Raw genomic sequence first — 20,119 nt, forward strand, 5'->3', positions numbered from 1 at the left:
CGGTCGGGTTGTGCGGGTCGTTGTTCCGTGCGCCTTCTCATCGCTGTCCGGTCATGGCGTCCATGGGCCGGCGCGGTCGTCCGGCGACGAGGTCGGTGCCTCGGGAGATGAGCCGGTTGACGGCCTGGGCGGGGCGGATCGTCGCGCGGACCACGGTGGCGCTCGGCGGGACCGGTGTGACCTCCGGGTGGCTGATCACGCCGGTGAAGGGGCCGCGCCAGGCGGACCACAGGGTGAAATCGGGGCTCAGGCCGTAGATTCCGCCGACCAGCGCCCGGTCGGGGGCGAATCCGGCGGCGACGATGTTGAGCCGGTTCTCCGCCGACCGCTCGGGCAGGCCCAGCCGCAGTTCCCACTCCTCGCCCGGGGTGTGGGCCACCGCGACCACGTCGGCGTCCTGCACCGCGGCCAGGCGGAAGGTCTCGGGGAACAGCGCGTCGTCGCCGACCACGAGCGCGAGTCTGCCCCAGGGCAGGGCGAATACGGTGAGCTCGTCGCCCGGTTCGGTCAGCCAGGGATGGCGGGCGGTGGGGTGCAGTTGCGGCTGCCGTCCCGCCACTCCGCCGGCGTCGATGAGTACCCCGTGGTGCGCGCCGCCCGCGCGGAGCGAGGTCACCACGCGGCAGGACGTATTCGCCAGTGCGCGAACGATTTCCGGAATGGTCACCGCGGCCAGCTCGGGCAGCACGATCAGGTCCAGGTCGGGTGCCATGCGGGCGATGGCGTGCGGATCGGGGACGCTGACGGCCGCGGTGAGATGGTCCGCACCGGCGGCGGCGCTGCGCAGGGCGTCCGCGCGCAACGGGGTGTAGATCGCGGGCCTGCGCGCGGCGATCACGTCGGTGCCGTCGGGCCGGTATTTGTCATCGGCGCGGGTGAGGTCGATGTCGGCGAAGACGAGGGCCTCACCGGCGGCCGGCGCCATCGCCACACAGGTCCCGTCCGGTGCGACGATCTGGCTCTCCCCGGCCCCGTGCAGCCGATCCGGGGGAACGCCGAGCCGGTCGGCGATCGCGGGCAGTTGATCGCCGGGCAGCAGCGGGCCGATCTTGTTGGCGGCGACCACCCAGACCTTGTTCTCGGCGGCGCGCACGGGAATGTGCAGGCCCGCTTCGTCGATGGCGAAGGAGTTGAGGCTGTTGAGCAGTAGCTGCGCGCCGCGCACCGTGAGCGAGCGGGTGACCTCGTTGATGACGCCCTCCATGCAGGCGTACATGCCGATCCGGCCGAGGGGGGTCTCGATCACCGGGGAATCGTCGAGTCCGGGGTCGAGGTAATCGTTTTCCGCGCCCATCAGGATCTGTTTGTCGGATTCGCCGAGCAGGGCGCCGTCCGGGCCGAAGAGCAGGCTGGTGCCGGTGGTGCGGCCGTCGTCGCGGGCGAGGGTGACGCCGATCTTGACGTAGATCGCGTGGCGACAGGCGCGGTCGGCGATGGCGGTGAGGAAGGGGTCCTGGATTCGGCAGGCCATTCGGTGCGCGTGAACGCGGTCGTCGTACCAGGATAGGTGGTTACAGAACTCGGGCAGCACCACGAGTTCGGCTCGCGCGTCCGCGGCGGCGTCGATCATGCGCAGGCAGGCGTCGAGGTTGGCCGCGACATCGGTGCCCGCGGCCAGTTGTGCGGCCGCGACTCGGATCATCCGCCGGCCTCCTTCGGTGTGGGATTCTGTTTCGTACATCGAAACAGCGTTTCCAATAGAGCCGATTCTGTACCCGCGTCGGAGTTCTGTCCAGCGCTGGTCGGGATTTTCACGTTCCCGAAATCCCCGGTAACCGAAGTGCCTTGTTGCCGTGTTGTTTCGGCGCGGCCTGGCCTTGACACCCGATTGCGGTGCGGGTTCAATATGGCAATTCCGAAACCGCGTTTCCATCAGCGAAACGCCAGAGGAGGGTGACATGGTGACCTCCGATTCGTCCCGCGCCACCGCGGCACTGCTGGTTGCCGGGATGTTCGCCGGGCCGGTGGCGGGCGGCGCGCTGGTGCTGCTGGCCAAACCCTTCGGCGGGCGATTGGGAATTCCGGGCGCGGTCGTCGGTTACGTGGCGCTGACCGCGCTGCTGTGTGCCTGCGGCGCAGCGCTTCTCGGCCCTCGGCTGGCGCTCGCGCCGCGTCGTGCGGGGTTGTTCGCGCTGGTGAGCGGCGCGGCCATCCTGATCGCCGCGAGCGTGACGCACGTCGGTGTCTTCACCGCCGCGGTGGTGATCGCCGCTCTGGCCGCCGGTCCGGTGCTGGGGTGCGGGCGGGTGAGCGCGGTGGCGCGGGGCGGGCGGACGCTCACCGGGTGGCATCTGGCGCAGTGGGGCGGGATCGGCGTGGCAGCGGGGGTGTCGGCACTGTCCGACACCGCGCCCGCAACCGCCTTGCGGGTCGCCGGAATCGCCTGTGTGCTACTGGGCTCGGTATTGCTGCTGCCAGAATCGGTTGCCGCGCAGGCTGTTTCCATTCGGCGCGGATCCGACGGTGAGCGAACCTCACCGGGGTGGAGCAGGGGGCTGGTCGCCGGATACGCCGGCGTCGGCCTCGCGGTGGGCGGCACGGTGCTGCCGGGCCTGCACCTGTTGCTGTTCCGCTGGAACGCGCTCGATGCCGAGCAGTGCGTGTTGCTGCTGCTGGCGGTGGCGCCGGCGATCGTGGTCGCGGCGCTGCCCGCTGTCGAACCCGATGCGGTACCCCTCGCGCTGATCGTGGCGGCCGGGGGAGCGCTGCTGATCGCGACCGCGCCCGGCCGAGTCACTCTCACGCTCGGCCTCGCGGTGACGCTGGGCGCGGCCGCGTGCGGTGCGCGTGCGCTGGATGCCGCTGCGGGATCAGTTGTTTCGCCCGCGCGGGCCGTGCACACCGGACTGCTGTCCATGCTCGCGGCCCTGGCGGGACTCGGTTTCGTCGCGCTGATCGGTGCGAGCGCCGGTACCGGAACGGGTGTGACGCTGCTGTCGCTCCCGGTACTGCTCACCGCGCTGATGTGCGTGCGCGCCCCACGACCGTTCGCGCCCGCTCGCCTCGCTCCGGAAGGAAACACCCCGTGATCCGTCCCGCCATCGCCCGAGCCCTGACCGTGCTGGCCGTAGTCGCCGGTGCGAGCTGGCAGCCGTCGCTCGCCGCCGCCGATTCCGGTGCGGCCATCACCATCTCCGTCGATACCGATCTCACCGAGGGCCAGCGGATCACCGTGGACGGGCGCGGTTTCCGGCCCGGACTCGCGGCCGTGGCCGTCGGCCTGTGCAAACAGGGTTTCACGAGCGGCATCAAGCATTGCGATCTCGAGGGTGGCGCGACCTTCGTCAACATCTCCGGCGACGGCACGTTCCCCACGGTCACCCTCACCGCGCATCAGCGCTTCCACGACATCGATTGCGGCACACAGCCCTGCGTGATCGCCGCCGCGCCGCTGCCCGGCAGCGAACCCGCCGCGGTGATCGAAGCCAATTCCGCACAACTCGCGGTGGTGTTCCAAGGAACCCGCCCGCCCGCGGCGGCGCTCCCCGCGCCCGCCACTTCCCGGGACGACGACGTCTCGGGTCCCTCGACGCCACTGTGGACGGCCACCGCCGTCCTGCTGGCCCTGGTTTCCGCCATCGCGATCGCCGATCGGCGGCGCTCGCGAACGTCCCCGGAGGAGAAATGACAATGAGAAGACTCGATGCGCGGGTCGCCCTGCTCGCGGCCGCCACCGCGACGGCCCTGACGTGCGGCGCTCCGACGGCCACGGCGGACCCCGTGCTCCAGGCCGATCAGTCGACGGGTGTTGCCGCCGGCCAGTCGATCACGGTCACGCTCGCCGGCCTGCCCGCGAACCTCGCGAGCGTCGCCGTCGGCCAGTGCAAACCGCAGATCGTCTCGCCCGCGGACTGCAACCTCTCGGGCGCCCTGCTCGGCGCGGCGGACGCGACGGGTGCGTGGCAACCCAACGGCGGCAAACGCACCCTGGTCCTGGCCGCCTCGGTCGGCGCCACCAACTGCGAGTCCGCCCCCGGCGCCTGCACCCTCAGCGTCACCAGCCTGACGAATCCCACCCAGATCCTGACCTCGATCCCCCTGACCTTCGGCGGGGCGCCGGCTCCCACGACCGCACTGGCGGCCCCGGCCGCCACCGAGGACAGTGACGATGGCAGCAACCTGGGGTGGATCCTCGGCGGTGCCGCCGTGGTGGCACTCGCCGCCGCGTTCGGCATCGCCCTGTGGCGGCGGGGCGCGAGCTCGCGCTGATCGGAAGTCCCTGCGGCGGTACCCATCCCCGGCCGGACGGGTACCACATCCCTCCTACGTGGGCCGGGGCTCGGCGGCCCGGTGCAGCCGGTCGGCGAGCCGGACTGCGTGATCGCGGAACTCGGCGGGCTCCTCGATGGCGAATTCCGCGCCGATCATTCCGACCTGGAGAATCAGCCAGTGGAACGAATCCACCTGGACGATCAGGCGGCAGCGGTCCGGCCCCAGGGACTCGATCTCGCAGTCCTGGAATTTGAGGACGTCCGCGACGGCGGCGGCGGAGGTCTCGATGGTGACGACCGCACGGTGGCGGCCGGCGCTCAACCCCGCACGCAGATACTCCGCGCCCGACCGGGCCGGCAGTGGGCGCGGGGTGAAATGGCTTGCGGTGGGCACGATCGCGTCGATCCGATCGAGGCGGAAGGTACGCCAGTCGGCCGCCCGGACGTCCCAGGCCAGCAGATACCAGCGCAGGTGGAGGTAGACCGTGCGGTACGGCTCGGCCCGGCGGTGGGAGGTCTGTCCGTCCCGGCCGAGGTAGGTGAAGGTGACGTATTCGTGCCGGGCCGCCGCGGTGCCGAGGATGGTCAGTGCCTCCGGTCGCACCGCCGGTGCGTTCTGCGGTGCGGCCTCCACGGTTTCGCGCAGCGCGACCACGGCCGGCCGCAGGCGATGCGGCAGGAATTGGTCGAGTTTGCCGAAGGCGCGGTCGGCCGCGGGGGCGAATCCATTGCCGCGGAAGGGTTCTCGTGGGGCCGTTGCACCCAGCAGGGTCAGGCCGACCAGCGTGGCGACCGCCTCGTCGTCGTCGAGTACCAACGGCGGCAGGGTCCGGCCGGCGGCGAGTTGATAGAAGCCGCTGGGCCCGGGCTGTGTCGACACCGGGTAGCCGTACTCGCGAAGCCGTTCCACATCGCGGCGCAGGGTGCGCGGGCTGGTTTCGAGCCGAGCGGCCAGTTCCTTACCGCTGAACCGCCGCCCCGTCTGGAGCTGAGCCAGCAGTTCGAGCATACGACGGGTCACATCGGCCATGGCTCCATCATGCCGCTGATTGCGGCCAGGATCCGGCCACATCTGTCGATAACGTCGAATCATGACCACATTCGCGCAACACCGCTCGGTCCGCATTCGTGGCGCCCGCACGAACAATCTGCGCCGGATAGACCTCGATGTGCCGCGCAACAGCCTCGTCGTCTTCGTCGGCGTTTCCGGATCGGGGAAGTCGTCGCTGGTCTTCGACACCATCGCCGCCGAAGCCGGATATCAGGTCAACGAGAACTACCCCCCGTTCGTGCGCAATCGGCTACCACGCTGGACTCGGCCGGAGGTGGAACACATCGAGGGTTTGTCACCGGTGGTGGTCATCGACCAGCGGCGGCTCGGAGCCAATGCCCGTTCCACCGTCGGCACCATCACCGATGTGTACAGCTATCTGCGCCTGCTGTTCTCGCGGATCAGCACCCCGCATGTGGGGGAGTCGAACCACTTCTCGTTCAATGATCCGGCCGGAATGTGCCCGGCCTGTTCGGGATTGGGGCAGACGATGTCCACCGCTGTCGAGCGTGTACTGGACCTGGACAGGTCACTGGAGCAGGGTGCGATCCTGCTGCCGGGCTTCGGCGACGGGCAGTACTGGTACCGGCAGTACGCGGACATCGGCTCGTTCGACCCGACCACTCCGCTGCGCGAGTGGACCGAGTCCGAACGACAGGCGCTGCTGTACGGAGGAACCGCGGCGACACGGCTGGGCACCCGTCCCCCGAAGGACTACGAGGGGGTCATCGAGCGGTTCGAACGGGTCTACCTGCACACCGCGGACGACCTCTCCGAACGTAAGCAGGCCGTGCTCCGGAAGTTCACCCACACCCGGCCGTGCCCGGACTGCGGTGGCGATCGGTTGAACGCCGCCGCCCGCTCGGCCCGGGTGCTGGGCCGCACCATCGTCGAGATGAGCGGCATGGAGATCGCCGAGCTCACCGAAGTGGTTGCGGGCGTGCCGGATCCGAGTGTCGCATCGGTGGTGGCCGCCCTGCGCGAGCGACTCGTCGCGCTCACCGATATCGGACTCGGCTACCTGTCGCTGGCCCGGCCCACCGGCACCCTCTCCGGCGGTGAATCACAACGCGTCAAGACGGTGCGGCATCTCGGCAGCAGCCTCGTCGAAATGCTGTACATCTTCGACGAGCCCACCATGGGTCTGCATCCGCATGATGTCCGATCGCTGACCGGGATGCTGAAACAGTTGCGGGACAAGGGGAATACCGTGCTGGTCGTCGAGCACGATCCCGAGATCATGCGTATCGCCGACCGGATTGTGGAAATCGGGCCGGGAGCGGGGACCGCCGGCGGTGAGGTGATATTCGAGGGATCGTTCGACGCGCTGCGCACCGCCGACACCCCGACCGGACGGGGATTGCGAGAGCGCCGCATCCGACGCGAACACCGCACTCCCACCGGCAAGCTGCGGATCGACAATGCCACGCGAAACAATCTGCGCGGGCTCACCGTCGATATTCCCACCGGGGTGTTGACGGTGCTGACCGGGGTCGCCGGATCCGGGAAGTCAAGTCTGGTAGCGGAATTGATCGATCGCCATCCCGCCACCGTCGTCGATCAACGTCCGCTCACCACCAATCGGCGCTCGACGCCGATCACCTATGCCGGTATCGCGCCCGCTGTCCGGCGGCTGTTCGCCACCCGCAACGACGTGAGTCCCGCTCTGTTCAGCGCGAATTCGGCCGGTGCGTGCCCAGCCTGTAAAGGGCTCGGCGTCAGTTATACCGATCTGGCCTTCATGGACGGCCAGGAAACGGTGTGCGAATCATGCGGCGGACGGCGCTTCACCCCGGAGGTACTCCGGTACACGGTGGACGGTCTGACCATCGCCGATATCGACGACCTCACCATCACCGAAGCCGCGGCGCGCCTGCGGGAACCGGGGGTCGCCGGACCGCTGCGACGTATCGAGGAAGTCGGCCTGGGCTACCTGCGCCTCGGACAGTCGCTGACCACTCTTTCCGGCGGCGAATGCCAGCGGCTGAAGATCGGCAAGGAACTGACCCGCCGCGGCGACAACACCCTCTACGTCCTCGACGAACCGACGACCGGCCTGCACCTCTCCGATATCGACACCCTGCTGGAGCTACTCGGCACCCTCGTCGACAAGGGCAACACCATGGTGGTCATCGAGCACAACCTCGATGTCGTCCGCCAGGCCGACCACGTCATCGATCTCGGACCCGGGCCGGGACGCCACGGTGGGCAACTGGTGTTCGAGGGCACACCCGAGCGGCTCGCCACGTGTCCGGACTCGAAAACCGGTCGCGCTCTGCGGCGTTGATGGCAACGGGAGGGTGTTCGGCAGGGGCTCTCTCACGCGGGGCGGGGCGTGTACACATTCGCCGAGGTCGGCTGTCGCTGCCACGACGGCGCGAGCGGCGGGGTCGCTCCCAAACATCCGCTACTGCCTGCGAATTCAGTCTGTTCGGTGACGCTCAAGGCTTGCGGTTCAACCCCAATTCGGCGGCCAGATAGGTCACCACAGGTTCGGACATCGACTCGAACACCAGCTCCGAGGGGGAAACCACACCCGCGATATCACGGAACGTCGCTGCGGTGAGTTCGGCCGCGGCCCGCACGGTCGGATAGGCGGTGGCATGGACCCACGGTCGTCTCCAGACGGGATCATCCTCACCACCGAGGTGTTCAGGATCCCAGATCCAACCCAATCCGGTCATCCGCACATTGAGATCGCCGATCGCCAGCCCCGCCTCGTCCCAAATGATGCACTCGTGGGCCCGCGACGGACTACCCGGAATTTGATAGAACTGCACGTGGCAGGACTCTCTGCCCTTCGCCGGGGCGGAGAGGACGAGCATTTCGCCCAGGGGCAGGGTGGTCACTGCCCAATCCAATCGGTCGATGAAGTCCGCCCATTCCGAACACCGTGGAGGCACACCACGCTGGGTTGGCCGATCAGGCTCGACGGTCGAGAGGTACGAGATCCCCAGCAGCCCACGAGCAGGGCCTTGATAGTTCCATGCCCGGTAACGTATCCGACTGGAGTCCGAGCCCAGACCGTCTCGCAGAACCTCGACAACAGCGGCCGCGACCTGAGGCTTGTAGTCGTCGGCGGGGTGCCGCCAACTCGTCCACCGGAATTTCTCCGACCGTGGAACCGGATGCCACAGGGCTTCCTCGCGTGGAATCAGCTCTCCTGAATCGGGATGCGGCACAGGGGTCCTGGCGGTTTTTTGTTGGCGTTGCAAGACCGAGAGCAGGCGCTGCGCGGCCTGCGGATCATCGGGGACCATCACCCAGATCTCCACGATGTCGCCGTTGGCGAAGAACAGGATGCGGTCGTTGCTCGCCACATCACGAAGCTCGATGCACTCGCCGGTCTTCGGCCACACCCTCTCGAGCTGTTCGTCATACTCCGGATACAAGAACAACGGAATATCCTCGAGCAGCCGAGTCCATCCGTCGTCAGTCATCTCTCCCTGATCTCTCACAGTCGCAACACCATAAGCGAACTTACCGACTTCCGTGACACCCATCTGCAACCGTCAATTCTCCATGTCCGCACATGCCGCGTGACGCGCGGACCGGAATCGGCCACCGCACGGATGTCAAGCTGAACCCTGACGTCAGATTCCGCCGCTACGACATCCCATCGGTCGGGGTGCCGTCACGATTCACCGATCACGGGGCCCGGACTCGCCGATGTACCCAGTGGATGATGCGTCGGGAATCGATGGGTACTCCTAACGAGGTAGCAGACGCCACTCTCGCAATATCACGAGAGACGCGATCTCCCAATACTTCTCAGCCAGATGCTTGCAATTGTCGATGCGACGAAGGATGTGAACCACAGTCCTCCTGATGCGCCGCCATCGTCCGTACTGAGATGCCCGAAGGTTCCGACCAGGCAAAACAGCGCTACAAGTCCGAAGAAAAGGCTGCCGATGACCTGTAGTACCCCCACTGGGTCCAGCCTGCCGCTCGAGGACGTGGCCGGTGCGGGCGTGGGCTTCGAAACAATGCCGGAGTAGTCCAATATCGGCGATGTCTGGATTCCGCCGCTGCGGGCCAACCGTTGGGCGTGGATGTTCTCCGGCATGATGGAACCGTCGTCGGCATCGAAGTAGAACAGTGCGACGCCGTGCTCGGTGGCCCACACTTCGGCCTGCGTGGTGTAACCCGAGGACGAGAAGAAGAGCATGTCCACGACGTGAAAACCGCGGGCGCCGAAGAGATTCTGGATCGCCGGCCGGCCAACCTTTACACCTTGCCACTTCACTTGAGCCACCGCGTTCTCGGCGATGACATCGAGCCCAGCGTCTGCACCACGCCGGGTTACCTGCGCATCGAAGTAGCCCATTCTTCTCATCCAGTCTGCCGCGTTGCGCTCAGCGTCGTATGGCGAGTGGATTGAAGACATCGGCGCTCCGTGCAAGGAAGAGATCGGGGCAAAGCTTGTCGGATCGTATCAGTGATTGCATCAGCCAAGTCTGGAGGAACGTTCATCCTGAATTATGTTCCGCCGGTTGGCTATTCAAGTATGCCGGCTGACATCTCAGCGCCGATCATCTGGCCCTTCGGAGGGGAACAACACGCTAGAAGGAAACGGCAGATCAGGTAGAGGTTGAGAGGATGGACGACTAGTACGTCAAGATCCGTGAACGCCCTCTTCGCCGCATGGCGCGAAGACCGGACTTGCCAGCACGCCGCAGGCTCGGTGGAATTGACTGCGGCACAGCAACATCCGCTACTGCAGACGACCGCAGGATCCACTGGTGTCGGCCGACGTCATTATGTTGTCGGTGACCGAATCGTTCGGTCAGCGAGAATGTGCGGGGACAAGCGATGGTCGATCACAACTGGCAGCAACTGCTCGAGGAGCTGCCGCAGTACCTGTATCCCTACCCTCTCGGTGAGCATGAGGGCGCACTGCTCCAGATCCGTGATGTCGAGACCGGGTACCGAGTGCTGTTTCGTGACAACGGCGGTGTCGAGGTCATCGTTGCGCTCCCGGTCGAACAGGAAGGGCGACGGCGTTTGGTGGACATCCTCCGAACGCATCGGACGACCAATGTCGGTGCGTTGTATCTGACCACCGGGGAGGTGATCCGCGCCGACGACCGACCCATGTGGGGCCCTTCCACGGTGTTCGAGGATCTCGGCAACACGGCGGTGGGCGAGGTCTCGACCGCATGGACCGACATCGACAGATTTCGCGAGGAGGTAGCGGCCGCGCTGGTGGAAATATTCCGCGATGGCTGGGAAGCCTCCCCACAACGACTTCGCTACACCGTGGCGAACAACGATGGCCCCGAGGACGCCCTCTACGGAATCACTCGGAAGCTGACCACGGTGGCTCCGGATCGCCCGACCCATCGCAATGCCGCCGAAACATGCACGAGCTGGGACGATTTCGCCGAACGGCTGCAATGGGCGCTCGACACGTTGCCTTACGGTGCAGTCCTCAAGCTGCACGCGCCCACCAACGAACCCGACTACACCATCATCGAGTTCACCAACCAGTTCAGCATTCACAGCATCGCACTGGTGGGACCAACGACATCTCGTGACCGCGCGCAGTTGCGCCAGCAGATGAGCCAACTTGGCTGGGAATGGGACCCGATCGAGGGCGTGGAGACCGAGCACCCGATGTGGAATGCCGCACCCGAACGAACACTGCAGGACGCCACACTGCGTCTACTCGTACCGAATACGGTCGCCACCTTGCGCGACGTCTTCGAGGTGACCCACCCACGAGAGCTCACCTTCGCCGCAGAAGCTCTCACCGATGACCCGACCCTGACTTACCTGGATGCAGACGCCGCCAACAGTGAACGGTCGACCTGGCCACCTGGAGCTCGAGACTCTTGGAGGCTGAAGAAGGTCGAGAGCTACGATGTGCCGATGGATCTGCGCACGCCGATGCGGTTGTACCGAAATCAGGTGTACGTCGGTCTCATCACCAAATATGGGTACGAGACCCCGTGGGCAACAGGAACAGTCGAGTATTCAGATACCGAACGCGGCATCCGTTCGGACCGCGCCGCGCGCTTTTTTCAGTGGATGAATCACAGCGACGCACTGCCGGAAGCTGACGACGACTACACCGAACTGTGCGATCGGGAGTTGGTTCGCCACGAGGTGGCGCAGGCGGATATCGACTGGTGTAGCGGTGGTCGCTGGACGATCGAGACACCGGATGGTCTCGAGAACGCGGTGCATTCACTGGATTTTCTGGGCGATAGTCACATCCAATGGCGCTGGTGACGACTGTTCCTCGGCGCCCGCAGCCGAGTATCGGCCAGTCGGCTCGTTGACCGGACCAGTCGGCGCGGCACGACTGAAAATTAGCGGGCGATGTTGGTAGGGGGTAGCAGGCCACAGCACTGTCCAACGGCGAACGTTCGCCGAGGCAGGCCGCGCCCTGATTTGCCCGGTCGACTAACCGCGCTGGGATGGGTAGGCGCGGGCCGGCATTCCGGGACCGCCGGGGCGGAAGGCCGCGGGGGCGTGGATCACGGTGGGCTGGACGTACTCGCGCAGGCCCTCATGGGCGTACTCGCGGCCGAAGCCGCTGCGTTTCGTGCCGCCGAAGGGGGCGCGCAGGGACATGCCGGTGCGGTTGTGGGTGTTGACGAAGGTGAAGCCCGCCTGCAGGTTGGCCGCCACCGCGAAGGCGCGGTCCTCGTCGGCGGACCAGACCGAGGCGGCCAGGCCGAGTTCGGAATCGTTGGCGCGCAGGACCGCCTCGTCCTCGGAGTCGTAGGTGAGCAACGGGACCAGGGGGCCGAACTGTTCGCTGGTGACCAGGGCGGCGTCGTCCGGCAGGTCCAGCGCGAGAGCGGGGGTCAGGAAGTAGCCGGGGCCGGCGTCGGGGGCGGCGGCCAGCGGAATCATCCGGCCGCCGCGGCGGCGGCTGTCGGCTATCAGGTCCGTGAGGCGTTCGACCGCCGCGCGATTCACCAGCGGGCCCATGGTGACACGTTCGTCCAGGGGGTCGCCGACGACCAGGATGCGCCGGGCTGCAGCCAGATACGAGTCGAGGAACTCGTCCCGGCGTGCGCGGGGCACGTAGAGGCGCTTGGCGGCCATGCACACCTGGCCCGCCGTGGCGAACGACGCCAGTACGAGGCGTTCGTAATCGTCGGGGGTGAGCGCGAAGTCGTGCAGGAACAGCGCGGGGTCATTGCCGCCGAGTTCGAGGGTGATCGGGGTCAGCGCAGCTCCGGCGGTGGCGGCGATGCTGCGCCCGGCGGCTTCGCCGCCGGTGAAGGCGACCTTGGCTACGAGCGGGTGGGACACGAGCGCGGTGACGGTGTCGGGGCCGCCGTGAATCACCTGGATGCCGGGCAGCAGCGCGGCGACCGCCGTGATCGCGAGTGGCGCGAAGGGGGAAGGCTTGAGTACCACGGTGTTTCCGGCGGCCAGGGCCGGGCCGAGTTTGAGCACGGCCAGGATGATGGGCGCGTTCCACGGGGTGATGGCGGCGACGACGCCGAACGGGGCGGGCGTGGTGGTGAGACGACCCAGGGCATCCCGCACCTCCGAACCTGTCAGCACCACGGGCGCGTTGTCGCGAACCCAGCGCAGATACAGTGCCGCGAAGCCGATTTCGCCCCGGCAGTCCACGATCGGTTTGCCGCTCTCGCGCGCCAGCAGCGTGGCCAGTTCGCCCGCGCGGGCCTCGAGCGCGTCGGCGGCCGCGCCGAGCGCGGCGAGCCGGTCGGGCAGTGGAACCCGGGACCATTCGAGGAAGTCCCGATGTGCCTGGGCCACTACGAGATCCACGGCCGCGGGTGGGCAGATCGGGACCGAGCCGACGATTTCGGCGGGCCGGGCCGGGTTCTCTCGGATCACGCGCGGGCTCATCGTTCGGCCTCGAGCGAATCGAGCAGGCAGGCGCGGCGCAGATACGCGCGGGTGGCCACAGGGTCTGCGGCCAGTTCCCGCACGTGCGTGCGGAAGTCGTCGCTCGCTCCGCGCAGCCGCTGCCAGTTGGCGTGACTGGCCCGCTGTACGTGCTCGACCGCGACCCGCCGCCGATGCTCGGCTGCGACATCGAGGCCGGATTCGGGCCCACCGTGCAGCACATCGGCCAGCGCTTCGCCCAGCCGTACCGCGTCGTGGATGCCGCTGTTCATGCCCAGGCCGCCGAGCGGATTGTTGACGTGCGCGGCGTCGCCCATCAGCAGCACCCGGCCCACCCGGAAGCGATCGGTCACCCGCTGGTGCACGCGGTACAGGGAGGCGTGCAGCAGTCGCCAGGGCCGTCCCAGATCGGCGACCTCGGTCAAACGATTTGGCAGCCGCGACAATTCGGCATCGTCCGCGCTGTCCGCCGCGGTCGGCAGCAGCACCCGCCAGTGCTGCGGCGTGCGCAGCAGGACCAGCCATTCGACGGGATCGAACACGTAGTTGATCGGGGCGATGCCGGGCAGCGCGGCGGTGAGGTCCTCCTCGACCGAGGCGACCAGGAACCGTTCGGGATAGGTGCTGCCCTCGAATCGGGCGCCCAGGCCGTGCCGGACCGCCGAATGCGCGCCGTCCGCGCCGATGACCCAGTCCGCGCGCACGGGTCCGCGCGCGGTGTGCAGGATGACTCTTTCGTCACCGCGGAACAGTCCCTCCACGGCGTGGTCGAATCGCACCCGCCCGCCGAGCCCTTCGAACGCGTCGAGCAGGATCGGCGTGAGCCTGCTCTGCTCGCATTGCACGCGGAACGGATACGGGGTGTCCGCAGCCAGCAGACCGAGGTCGAGGGTGGCGAGTTCGCCGCCGTTCCGTTCGCGGTACTGGAACGTGGACGCCACGATTCCCTTGTCCAGCAACGGCTTCAGCACGCCCAGCGCGTCGAGCATCTCAAGCGTGGGTGGATGGAAGGTCGACGCGCGCGATTTGGCGGCCAGCTCCGTGCCGGCCTCCAGGACTGTCACCTCGATCCCGCGCCGGGCCAGGGTCAGGGCCGCGGTGAGCCCGACCGGTCCGGCGCCCACGACCACGACGCTCATGAGGTGTGCAGGGCGAAGCGGCCCTCGACGCCGACGACCTGTGCGCCGGTGAACAGGCGCAGTGTCTCGGCGGTGCCTTCTTCGCCGAGACCGGAGATGCCCCACGCCGGGCGCGGCGTCATGAGATGCAGACTCATGATCGACGAGCCGTTGACCTTCACCTCTCCGGCCCGAATACGCTGCGCCACAGCCACTGCCGCGTCCTCGTCGGCACCACAGACATAGCCCTCGAGTCCGTAGGGCAGCGCGTTGGCGTGCGCGACGGCCTCGTCCACCGAGTCGTAGGTGCGCACGCCCGCGACCGGTCCGAACACCTCGTCCAGCAGATCGTCCGCGAGCAGGGTGGGCGCGAAGTAGTTGCCTCCCTCGGGTACCGACCCGAACGACCGGGCATCGTGGCCGGCCACCGCCGCGCGCACCGCCGCCAGATGCCGCGAGTGCACCAGCGGCCCGAATTCGGTCGCGGGATCCAGCGGAGCGCCGATGCGTAAGTCGGACAGGCGTTTCCCTATCGCGTCGAGTAGTTCCGGTGCTCGACCGGCGGGCAGGATGAGCCTGCCCAGGGCACGGCACCACTGGCCATTGAGCGTGGTGAGCAGCTCCGCCGCCATCCGGGCCGCGATGTCGGTGTCGGCGTCGGGCAGGACAAGCAGCGGATTGTTGCCACCGAGTTCGAGCTGACACGGGCGCAGCAGCGGCGCCGAGGCGATCGCCACGGCCCGGCCGCCGGCCAATCCGCCGGTGAACGACACCGCCTTGATGCGCGCGTCCCCGGCGAGCTGCGCGCCGGTGTCCGCGCCGCCGTGCACGAGCTGGAACATGCCGGGCGGCACGCGCTCGGCGATCACCTCGGCCAGCACCACCGAACTGTACGGCGCGAGTTCACTGACCTTGAGAATGACGGGACAGCCCGCCGCCAGGGCGTTGGCGACCTTGTGCGCGGCCATCGGGGCGGGCGCGTTCCACGGGGTCAGGCACAGCGCGGGCCCCAGCGGCAGTCGATGCACCTGAACGCCGTCGATATCCGCGCGCAGCGCACCCGACCGCAGCTGCGCCGCGGCGAGCCGGAAGGATCCGGACACGATCACGCCCAGCGGAGCGACCTGCGTGATGGGCACACCCGTGGCGTACGAGTCCAATGCGCTGATCCGGCCCAGTCGGGCGTCGAGGTCGTCCGCGATGGCTTCGAGGGTGTCGGGACCGATCGAACCCGTTGCCCGGGCCGCGACGGACAGCGCTCGCTCGATCCGGTCCGGCGCGGTCGCGACCGCCCGGGACACGTGCGCGCCGGTGGCGGGATCCTCCAGCGCCACACCGAGATCCACTGTGGGCGTGCCCCATTCGCCGTCGACGAGTTCGCGGACGTCGGGTAGCTCCACCCCCGTCATCGCGTCACCTGCGGAGCGGATTGCTGTGCCGTCTGCGGTGCGGTGGTGAACAACTCGTTGGCCGTGGCGTCGGTGACGATGCGAGCGACCTCGAGCATGCCGCGCTCGGCGGGAAAGGTCATCACCAATCCCATCGCCAGGTCGCGCAGCGCCCGCCCGGCGGAGCCGTCCATCGAGGCCGCGGAGGTGCCGCCGGCCTTGAGCGCGCCGATCGCGACCTGGAAACAGGCTTCGGTGACCGCACCCTTGCCCAGCCGCCACTGGGTGAAGACCTCCTGCTTGGGTTTGATCGGCGTCTCGGCGGTCTCGACGGCGAGCTGATAGCGCAGCCACAGGTAGGCGGTGCGCAGATTCTTGGTCATCTCGCCGATCAGCACCTGGTGCACGGGGGAGGAGGCGATCGGTTCGCCGGTGTCGGCGAACGTCCTGCGGGTCGTCGCGGCCAGGGTGTCGTCGTATACCTGCTGCGCGCAGCCCGCGTACACCGCGGCGATGGCGAGCTGATTGCCGACGAAACTGCCCCGGCTCATGGTGAGCATCTTGGTGAACGCGCCCGGCACCGCCAGCGCCTCGTCGTCGGCGATGTGCACGTTCTCGAGCCGGATGCCGTTGTTGGCGGTGGCGCGCATGCCGAGTCCGTCCCAGGGTGCGCGCACGCTTACCCCGGCGGCGTCGCGGGGGACGAAGAAGGTCGCCAGGCCCTCGGCGGTGTCGTAGCCTTCCAGCTTGGCCGAGGTCAGGTAGTAGTCGGCGATGCCGGTCGCGCAGCCGAACGACTTCTCCCCGTTGAGAATCCAGCCGCCGGGCACCTTGCGGGCGGTGGTGGCGATGGTGATGTTGGCCTTGGCCGTCTTGACCGATTCCGAGGCGAAGTTGGCCAGCCAGACTCCGTCCGCCATCCGGCGCAGGACCTTCTCGGCGAACGCGCGCACCACCGGGACCTCGTCGTCGGCGAAGAGCCCGGCGTCGATGGCTTCCAGGGGGAGCAGGCCGCGCGAGGCGCTGGTGTTGTGGAAGAAGTAGGCCAGCGCCGTCGACGGGCACGCGGTGCCCATGGCGAAGGTCGCCGCGGCGAGATCGCGCAGCGTGCCGCCGAGGCCGCCGAACTTCTCCGGCACCACCAGTCCGAGCAGGCCCGCGTCGCGCAGTAGCCCGACGTGGGCGGGCGGGAAGGTGGCGGTGCGGTCGGCCTCGGCCGCGGCAGCGCGCAGGGCGGGCAGAATCGATTCGACACGGTGCGCGCGTTCGAGTTCCGCGGCGGTCATGTCTTCGACGAGTCGTTCGCCGATCATCGGGCAATCCCCTCGTAGTAGGTGCGGTCGTGATAGATGAGCGGGGGAGCGGGGCGGGGGACTGCGGCATCGCGGACCAGGCCCAGCACGATGGTGTGGTCGCCGGCGGGATGGCGGGCGGCGACCTCGCAGTCGACCCAGGCCACGGCGTCGGTGAGGACCGGCGCGCCCGTGCACGCCGAACGCCAGCGGCCCACCGCGAATCGGTCCCCTGCGGTGGCCGGTCCGGCGAAGCGGCGGCCGATGGCCCCGTGGTCGTGGCCGAGCACGTTGATCGCGAAAACGCCGCTGTCGCCGATCAATCGGCAGGTGGTGCCGTTCGAGGCCAGGCATACCGAGACGAGCGGGGGATCCAGGGCCACACTGGTGAAGGAACTGGCGGTCATGCCGTGCCGGGCGCCGTCGCCGTGCAGGGTGGTGACGACGGCGACTCCGGTCGCCCACTGGGCGAGGACCGGGCGGAGATCTGTCGAGTCCACGTCTCCTCCGTTTCGATAGTGGAAACGCTGTTACGCACAACGTAACGCCCGTGGTGACGTGGTGCAAGTGAACGAACCGGAAATCCCGTGCGCGACCGGACCGAGCGGGTCGTTTCCCATTGGGAAATCCCGTGCCCTAAGCTGGAGCCGTGTCGGACAACGAGGCCGAGAACCAGAGTCGCTCCATCGCCGCGGTCGAGCGAGCCATGGACGTGTTGTTGCTGTTCGGGCGTAGCGGGCGGGCCGATCTCGGCGTCACCGAGATCGCCAACGAGCTGGGGCTGACCAAGGCCGCGGTCCATCGCATCCTCACCGCGCTGCGCAACCGCGAACTCATCGCGCTCGAGCCGACCACCCGGCGTTACGCCCTCGGGCACGCCGCCATCGCGCTGGGGCGCGCATACCTCGCCCGCACCGACCTGCGCGTCATGGCCGCGCCGGAACTGCGCAGGCTGGCCGCCGCGACCGGGGAGACCGCGACCCTCTCGATTCGCCGCGGCGACACCCGCATGTACGTGGATCAGGTTGTGCCGGAACAGGAATTGCGCATGGAGGTGGTGCTGGGCGTGCCGTATCCGCTGCACGCCGGCAGTTCCTCGAAGGCGATCCTGGCCGCCCTGCGCAAGGAAGAGATCGACGAGTACCTCGAACGTCACGAGTTGACCCCGTTCACCGAATCGACCATCACCACCCCGCGCAAACTGCGCGCCGAGCTCGCCTCGGTGCGCAAGCAGGGCTACTCGATCTCGCTGGGGGAGCGGCAGATCGGCGCGGCCTCGGTGGCGGCGCCGATCCTCGACCACGACGGCGGCGTCATCGGCGCGATCAGCGTGTGCGGACCGCTGGCTCGATTCGAGCCGCGTATCCCGGAGTTGGTGCCGCAGTTGCAGAAGGCCGCGGCCGCGCTCTCGGCGCAACTCGGCTACACCGGCTAGTTCTCGTCACAGCTGCGCGCCGGGCTTGAACACCCCGAGCGCGGCGGCCGCCAGGACGCTGCCCCAGATCGTCCACACGTAGGGCAGGCAGCCGTCCACGCTGCGGCGCAAGGTCTGCTCGATCCGGTCACTGGACCCCGTGGTGAGTAGTTCACCGAAGGCTGCGCCGAAGGGGCGCAGCGTGATTCGGATGCCGAGGCCGGCCGCTATCGCGGCGGTGTAGAGCAGTATCTTGGCGCCGAGCCACTTCGGGTTGGTGGTGACCCCGAACGGTTCGGCCGCGATCAGGGCGTATCCGCCCGCACCGGCCATACCCGCGATGACGAGCCCGCGGATGACGAGATCGGCGCGATACACCGTGGCGATGCGGCCGTGGGTGCGATGTGCGATCACAGTGAGCGCCAGCCAGATCGCGCTGAACACCCAGATCGCGACCACCGACCAGCCGGGAAACAGGGCGACCCCGAACAGCTCCGCACCGTGCGGCGCGGTGGCCATGAGGGTCACCCCGCTCGGCAAGAACAGCACCAGGCAGATCTTGGGGGCCAGATCCAGCCCGCTCATGATGTTCAGCGCCGTGACCCGGGCCGCCGCATCGAGTTTCGGATCGATCACGAACCGGCTGGAGTAGAAGACGCCCAGGTCTCCACCCAGCCAGAACACGAACAACACCAGGTGCAGCAGGATCAACCAGCCGTAGGGGTGCGGTCCCATTCGAGCTCCCTGTTCTCTTCTGCGAAACGCTGTTTCGGAGTACGCTCCCGACAGTCTCACACCGAAACACTGTTTCCACAAACGAAACGGGATCCCATGCGCACCCTGCTGGCGTCCGCCCTGTCCCTGCTCCTTCTCACCGCCGCTCCGGCCCATGCCGACCCGGGTGTCACCCGGGAGGAAACCCGCGTCGGCCTCGACGCGGCCACGGTCTGGTATCCGGCGAACGCCGGCCGTCGCCTGCCGGTGGCGCTGATGCTGCCCGGCGCGAACATGCGCCGCGAGTACTACTCCCGATTCGCTTCCGCCGTCGCCGATTACGGGTTCGTGGTGGTGATTCCCGAGCGCTATCCGATGCCCGGGTACAGCCTGCCCAGCGAGCAGTCGATCACCGATGTGGTGGGCTGGGCGCGCGAGCGCGCCGCGGACCCGGGATCGCGGATCGGCGGCGTCGTCGACCCGGAGACCCTGGTCGTGGCCGGGCATTCCTACGGCGGGGCGGCGGCGCTGTACGCGGCCGCGGACCGCTGCCAGATGCCCTTCTGCTTCGGGGTGTCCTATCGGCATCCCCCGCAGCTCAAGGCCATCGTCGGGCACGGCACCAACACGACCATCGGACCGGTCGTCGATGTGGTCGCGGTGCACGGGATTCCGGTGCTGTACATCAACGGCACCGAGGACTCGGTGAGTGAACCGGCCGAAGCGCACGAGAGTTTCACGAAACTCACCGGCGCTCCGACAGCCGCTTTCGTGAATCTGCTGGGCGCCAATCACTTCGGCCTGGCCGATGAGGACAACCCGCCCGGGGCGGCGCCCGACGCCCACCCCGGCACCGCCCCGCGCGAGCAGACCGTCGCGGCGGCCGCGCGCTGGACGGCGCAGTGGTTCCTGGCGCAGCTGGGCGATCCGGCGGCCCGGGCGTTCGTCTACGACAGTGGACGGCGCACCGATGCCGCGGTTCGCGTCGAAATGCCCTGAGAACTGAGCGGTTTCCGCCCGGCCGGCCCCGCCCCAATAAGGCCGCCGGGGGCGCCGCGGGTGACAGGAACCTGTTTGGGGGCGGGGAGCACTACG

The 20,119-nt window shown here is 68.1% G+C and carries 17 protein-coding genes; 7 read left to right on the top strand and 10 right to left on the bottom strand.

The genetic code is table 11. The features are described 5' to 3' along the window. Window positions 1-37: 37 nt before the first annotated feature. Window positions 38-1,642, bottom strand: coding sequence for a nitrilase-related carbon-nitrogen hydrolase (locus tag ACWIGI_RS32940; RefSeq protein ID WP_454206983.1), 1,605 nt, complete (start codon window positions 1,640-1,642; stop codon window positions 38-40). 256 nt (window positions 1,643-1,898) lie between these two features. Between ACWIGI_RS32940 and ACWIGI_RS32945 the strand changes: the two genes are divergently transcribed. From ACWIGI_RS32945 to ACWIGI_RS32955, 3 genes are read left to right on the top strand one after another with little or no spacing between them, the layout of a single operon-like run. Beyond that, a complete protein-coding gene (locus ACWIGI_RS32945) occupies window positions 1,899-3,029 on the top strand; it encodes a hypothetical protein (protein WP_454206985.1) in 1,131 nt (376 codons plus the stop codon). Further along, window positions 3,026-3,628 (top strand): neocarzinostatin apoprotein domain-containing protein, encoded by a 603-nt coding sequence (locus ACWIGI_RS32950; RefSeq protein WP_454206987.1) that lies wholly within the window; start codon window positions 3,026-3,028, stop codon window positions 3,626-3,628. Before ACWIGI_RS32945 ends, ACWIGI_RS32950 begins: the two co-directional genes overlap by 4 nt. A 2-nt stretch (window positions 3,629-3,630) precedes the next feature. Further along, window positions 3,631-4,209, top strand: coding sequence for a neocarzinostatin apoprotein domain-containing protein (locus ACWIGI_RS32955; RefSeq protein WP_454206989.1), 579 nt, complete (start codon window positions 3,631-3,633; stop codon window positions 4,207-4,209). 54 nt (window positions 4,210-4,263) lie between these two features. On the opposite strand, the gene ACWIGI_RS32960 is transcribed toward ACWIGI_RS32955, so the two are convergent. Beyond that, window positions 4,264-5,241 carry a helix-turn-helix transcriptional regulator gene (locus ACWIGI_RS32960; protein ID WP_454206991.1) on the bottom strand — a complete coding sequence of 326 codons (978 nt, stop codon included), beginning with the start codon at window positions 5,239-5,241 and terminating at the stop codon, window positions 4,264-4,266. A 61-nt stretch (window positions 5,242-5,302) separates the two neighbouring features. On the opposite strand from ACWIGI_RS32960, the gene ACWIGI_RS32965 reads away from it, so the two are divergent. Next, window positions 5,303-7,549 carry an ATP-binding cassette domain-containing protein gene (locus ACWIGI_RS32965; RefSeq protein WP_454206993.1) on the top strand — a complete coding sequence of 749 codons (2,247 nt, stop codon included), beginning with the start codon at window positions 5,303-5,305 and terminating at the stop codon, window positions 7,547-7,549. A 154-nt stretch (window positions 7,550-7,703) separates the two neighbouring features. Here the strand turns inward: ACWIGI_RS32965 and ACWIGI_RS32970 are convergent, their stop codons facing one another. Then, entirely contained in the window at window positions 7,704-8,702 is a 999-nt protein-coding gene (locus ACWIGI_RS32970) for a TY-Chap domain-containing protein (RefSeq protein ID WP_454206995.1), read from the bottom strand. 302 nt (window positions 8,703-9,004) lie between these two features. Then, window positions 9,005-9,649 carry a restriction endonuclease gene (locus tag ACWIGI_RS32975; protein ID WP_454206997.1) on the bottom strand — a complete coding sequence of 215 codons (645 nt, stop codon included), beginning with the start codon at window positions 9,647-9,649 and terminating at the stop codon, window positions 9,005-9,007. 425 nt (window positions 9,650-10,074) lie between these two features. On the opposite strand from ACWIGI_RS32975, the gene ACWIGI_RS32980 reads away from it, so the two are divergent. After that, window positions 10,075-11,496, top strand: coding sequence for a TY-Chap domain-containing protein (locus ACWIGI_RS32980; protein WP_454206999.1), 1,422 nt, complete (start codon window positions 10,075-10,077; stop codon window positions 11,494-11,496). Between the two features lie 174 nt (window positions 11,497-11,670). Here the strand turns inward: ACWIGI_RS32980 and ACWIGI_RS32985 are convergent, their stop codons facing one another. The 5 genes from ACWIGI_RS32985 to ACWIGI_RS33005 are packed head-to-tail and all read right to left on the bottom strand — an operon-like array spanning window position 11,671 to window position 17,396. Next, on the bottom strand, window positions 11,671-13,086 hold the full coding sequence (locus ACWIGI_RS32985; protein ID WP_454207001.1) for an aldehyde dehydrogenase family protein: 1,416 nt from the start codon (window positions 13,084-13,086) through the stop codon (window positions 11,671-11,673). An 8-nt stretch (window positions 13,087-13,094) separates the two neighbouring features. Then, window positions 13,095-14,237 (bottom strand): FAD-dependent oxidoreductase, encoded by a 1,143-nt coding sequence (locus ACWIGI_RS32990; RefSeq protein WP_454207002.1) that lies wholly within the window; start codon window positions 14,235-14,237, stop codon window positions 13,095-13,097. Beyond that, window positions 14,234-15,625, bottom strand: coding sequence for an aldehyde dehydrogenase family protein (locus tag ACWIGI_RS32995; RefSeq protein ID WP_454207004.1), 1,392 nt, complete (start codon window positions 15,623-15,625; stop codon window positions 14,234-14,236). Before ACWIGI_RS32995 ends, ACWIGI_RS32990 begins: the two co-directional genes overlap by 4 nt. Continuing rightward, complete coding sequence (locus ACWIGI_RS33000) at window positions 15,622-16,917, bottom strand: acyl-CoA dehydrogenase family protein (protein ID WP_454207006.1); 1,296 nt, start codon at window positions 16,915-16,917, stop codon at window positions 15,622-15,624. The genes ACWIGI_RS32995 and ACWIGI_RS33000 overlap by 4 nt, the downstream gene beginning before the upstream one ends. Then, a complete protein-coding gene (locus ACWIGI_RS33005) occupies window positions 16,914-17,396 on the bottom strand; it encodes a flavin reductase family protein (RefSeq protein WP_454207008.1) in 483 nt (160 codons plus the stop codon). Before ACWIGI_RS33005 ends, ACWIGI_RS33000 begins: the two co-directional genes overlap by 4 nt. Before the next feature lie 149 nt (window positions 17,397-17,545). On the opposite strand from ACWIGI_RS33005, the gene ACWIGI_RS33010 reads away from it, so the two are divergent. Then, the gene (locus ACWIGI_RS33010; RefSeq protein WP_454207010.1) at window positions 17,546-18,331 is read left to right on the top strand and encodes an IclR family transcriptional regulator; all 786 of its coding nucleotides are present in this window, start codon (window positions 17,546-17,548) and stop codon (window positions 18,329-18,331) included. Between the two features lie 6 nt (window positions 18,332-18,337). Here the strand turns inward: ACWIGI_RS33010 and ACWIGI_RS33015 are convergent, their stop codons facing one another. Further along, a complete protein-coding gene (locus ACWIGI_RS33015) occupies window positions 18,338-19,045 on the bottom strand; it encodes a hypothetical protein (RefSeq protein WP_454207012.1) in 708 nt (235 codons plus the stop codon). A 96-nt stretch (window positions 19,046-19,141) separates the two neighbouring features. Between ACWIGI_RS33015 and ACWIGI_RS33020 the strand changes: the two genes are divergently transcribed. Beyond that, window positions 19,142-20,023 carry a poly(ethylene terephthalate) hydrolase family protein gene (locus tag ACWIGI_RS33020; RefSeq protein WP_454207014.1) on the top strand — a complete coding sequence of 294 codons (882 nt, stop codon included), beginning with the start codon at window positions 19,142-19,144 and terminating at the stop codon, window positions 20,021-20,023. Window positions 20,024-20,119: the final 96 nt, after the last annotated feature.

The organism is Nocardia sp. NPDC055321, assembly GCF_053645575.1.

Excerpts from the sequence above, each read along its gene's own strand:
- ACWIGI_RS32945 (WP_454206985.1), top strand. The coding sequence starts at position 1,899 with ATGGTGACCTCCGATTCGTCCCGCGCCACCGCGGCACTGCTGGTTGCC.
- ACWIGI_RS32980 (WP_454206999.1), top strand. The coding sequence starts at position 10,075 with ATGGTCGATCACAACTGGCAGCAACTGCTCGAGGAGCTGCCGCAGTAC.
- ACWIGI_RS32940 (WP_454206983.1), bottom strand. The coding sequence starts at position 1,642 with ATGATCCGAGTCGCGGCCGCACAACTGGCCGCGGGCACCGATGTCGCG.
- ACWIGI_RS32960 (WP_454206991.1), bottom strand. The coding sequence starts at position 5,241 with ATGGCCGATGTGACCCGTCGTATGCTCGAACTGCTGGCTCAGCTCCAG.
- ACWIGI_RS32965 (WP_454206993.1), top strand. The coding sequence starts at position 5,303 with ATGACCACATTCGCGCAACACCGCTCGGTCCGCATTCGTGGCGCCCGC.
- ACWIGI_RS32995 (WP_454207004.1), bottom strand. The coding sequence starts at position 15,625 with ATGACGGGGGTGGAGCTACCCGACGTCCGCGAACTCGTCGACGGCGAA.
- ACWIGI_RS32975 (WP_454206997.1), bottom strand. The coding sequence starts at position 9,649 with ATGTCTTCAATCCACTCGCCATACGACGCTGAGCGCAACGCGGCAGAC.
- ACWIGI_RS32955 (WP_454206989.1), top strand. The coding sequence starts at position 3,631 with ATGAGAAGACTCGATGCGCGGGTCGCCCTGCTCGCGGCCGCCACCGCG.
- ACWIGI_RS33020 (WP_454207014.1), top strand. The coding sequence starts at position 19,142 with ATGCGCACCCTGCTGGCGTCCGCCCTGTCCCTGCTCCTTCTCACCGCC.
- ACWIGI_RS33000 (WP_454207006.1), bottom strand. The coding sequence starts at position 16,917 with ATGATCGGCGAACGACTCGTCGAAGACATGACCGCCGCGGAACTCGAA.
- ACWIGI_RS32990 (WP_454207002.1), bottom strand. The coding sequence starts at position 14,237 with ATGAGCGTCGTGGTCGTGGGCGCCGGACCGGTCGGGCTCACCGCGGCC.
- ACWIGI_RS33015 (WP_454207012.1), bottom strand. The coding sequence starts at position 19,045 with ATGGGACCGCACCCCTACGGCTGGTTGATCCTGCTGCACCTGGTGTTG.
- ACWIGI_RS32970 (WP_454206995.1), bottom strand. The coding sequence starts at position 8,702 with ATGACTGACGACGGATGGACTCGGCTGCTCGAGGATATTCCGTTGTTC.